Raw genomic sequence first — 2,161 nt, forward strand, 5'->3', positions numbered from 1 at the left:
TAATAAAAAAAGGCTAGTATTTACAGTATTTTCGACTATTCTTCTTGTTAAAAAAAGGCTGCTTTTTTTGTTTTTTAGCTGAGTATTTTTGCTTTTCATTCAACACAATATACTGATTATCAATTATTTATAAATTATTTTTTCGCCCTTTATTGCTCTTTTAGCGTTATTGTTTTATTTCAAAAAAAACACTAAAAATAGGTTAATAAAAAGTTACTTTTTTTTTCTTCAAAATTAAGTTCACTAGATTTTTTTTATAAAAATTGCTAAAAAACAGATAAAAAAGGGGTTTCAAAGGCATTTCACCTACTTATTTAGTAACACCATAACAGCAAAAAACCTCTTTCTGAAACCCAAAAAAAGAGTTTTTTTTGATTAAAAAAAGAAGTGTTTTTAACCTCGTTTAACTCTACTTCTATTTTGATCTATTTCACGAAAAAAAAAATACCACTCTGCTCTCTAAATTGGAAGAGCATAAGTGGTATTTTCTGCATTACTTTTAGTATTGTCCTGCCTTTCTAAAAAGAAGGGCATTCCATCAATATATTGTTTACCAATTAAACAGCAAAAACTTGTTTAATCACCTTTTTAATTCGTTGACGGTCTTCATCAGTCAAATTAGAACCCGAAGGCAAGCATAATCCATTGTCAAACAATTCTTCAGCAACCGTTCCTCCGTAATAAGGGCAAGCAGCAAAAACAGGTTGCTTATGCATAGGTTTCCACAACGGTCTTGATTCAATATTTTCTTTTTCAAAAGCCAAACGTAGCGTTTCTCTCGTAATTCCTTTCGTTTGTTTTTCATCAATCAAAATAGCTGACAACCAGTAGTTCGCTACTGTATTCTCTTGAGCTTGCATTACGGTCACTCCTGGAACCTCTTGAAAAACTTCTTTGTAAAAAGCCTGCATGCTTTGTCTTGCTTTCACATGCTTGTCTAGTACTTCCATTTGTCCTCTACCGATACCAGCACATACATTACTCATTCTGTAATTGTATCCAATTTCACTGTGTTGATAATGCGGGGCTTGATCTCTAGCTTGTGTGGCTAAAAAGACTACTTTTTCTTTTGTTTTAGCATTGTGCGTAACCAAAGCACCACCTCCAGAAGTTGTAATAATTTTATTTCCATTAAAAGAAAGAATTCCTATATCGCCTAGCGTTCCACAAGCCTGACCTTCATAGGTACTTCCTAATGCCTCTGCACTGTCTTCAATAATTGGAATTTCGTATTTTTCAGCTATTGCTTTAATTTCTTTAGCTTTGAACGGCACTCCATATAAGTGTACCGCAATAATAGCTTTAGGTTTTTTCCCTTTTTGAATTCTGTCTACAATTGCTTGTTCTAATGCTACTGGGCAAATATTCCATGTTTGCGCTTCACTATCAACAAAGATAGGTGTTGCTCCTAAATATACAATAGGGTTAGCCGAAGCAGCAAAAGTCATACTTTGACAGATTACTTCATCTCCCGCTTGTACCCCAAGCACAATAAGAGCCAAATGCAAAGCCGCCGTACCAGAACTTAAGGCCGCCACTTGACAATCTTGACCTAAATAATGCGCTAAGTCTTGTTCAAAACCTGTTACGTGAGGTCCAAGAGGCGCAATCCAGTTGGTTTCAAAAGCTTCTTTAATGTATTCTTGTTCCCTTCCACCCATGTGAGGTGAAGATAACCATATTTTAGTTGTATTCATGTGTTGATTCATTTTAGGCAAATATACTGCTTTTACTAAAACAGCACTACTTCATTTCTTACTATTTTGTTCTCTTATTCTGTATATTATGACCAAAAAAAAGAGGCTGTCTTTCGACAGCCTCCTCTTATTAGTATTCTTTTCGCTTGAGCTATTCTTTGCTCTCGCTAATAAGTATTACTCATTCTTAACCATTTTAATGGTTTTCACTTGACTATCTTGTGTTACAATAATATTGTAAACACCTAATGGCCAATTTGCACCCAATGGTAAGTTCTCTAACATAGCTGGCTCTACTTCTTTTTCTTCGATTAGTTTACCTGCCATATCAAATACGCGTACCCCTACTTTTGACTCGCTTGGTGTTTCTAATGACAACACAAAGTAAGCATTGTATGGATTTGGATACCCTTTAACAGAGAAGATCGGTGCACTTACTGCAACTTCTTTCTCTTGCTCTACTC

The 2,161-nt window shown here is 34.8% G+C and carries 2 protein-coding genes; both read right to left on the minus strand.

The genetic code is table 11. From position 1 onward, the window contains the following. Positions 1-557: 557 nt before the first annotated feature. A complete protein-coding gene (locus tag QZ824_RS11435) occupies positions 558-1,697 on the minus strand; it encodes an aminotransferase class I/II-fold pyridoxal phosphate-dependent enzyme (protein WP_291276145.1) in 1,140 nt (379 codons plus the stop codon). A 177-nt stretch (positions 1,698-1,874) separates the two neighbouring features. Continuing rightward, positions 1,875-2,161: T9SS type A sorting domain-containing protein (locus QZ824_RS11440; RefSeq protein ID WP_291276146.1), on the minus strand; the 287-nt coding region annotated here is incomplete at its 5' end.

The sequence above is a fragment of the Flavobacterium sp. genome (assembly GCF_021151785.1).
GTDB lineage: Bacteria > Bacteroidota > Bacteroidia > Flavobacteriales > Flavobacteriaceae > Flavobacterium.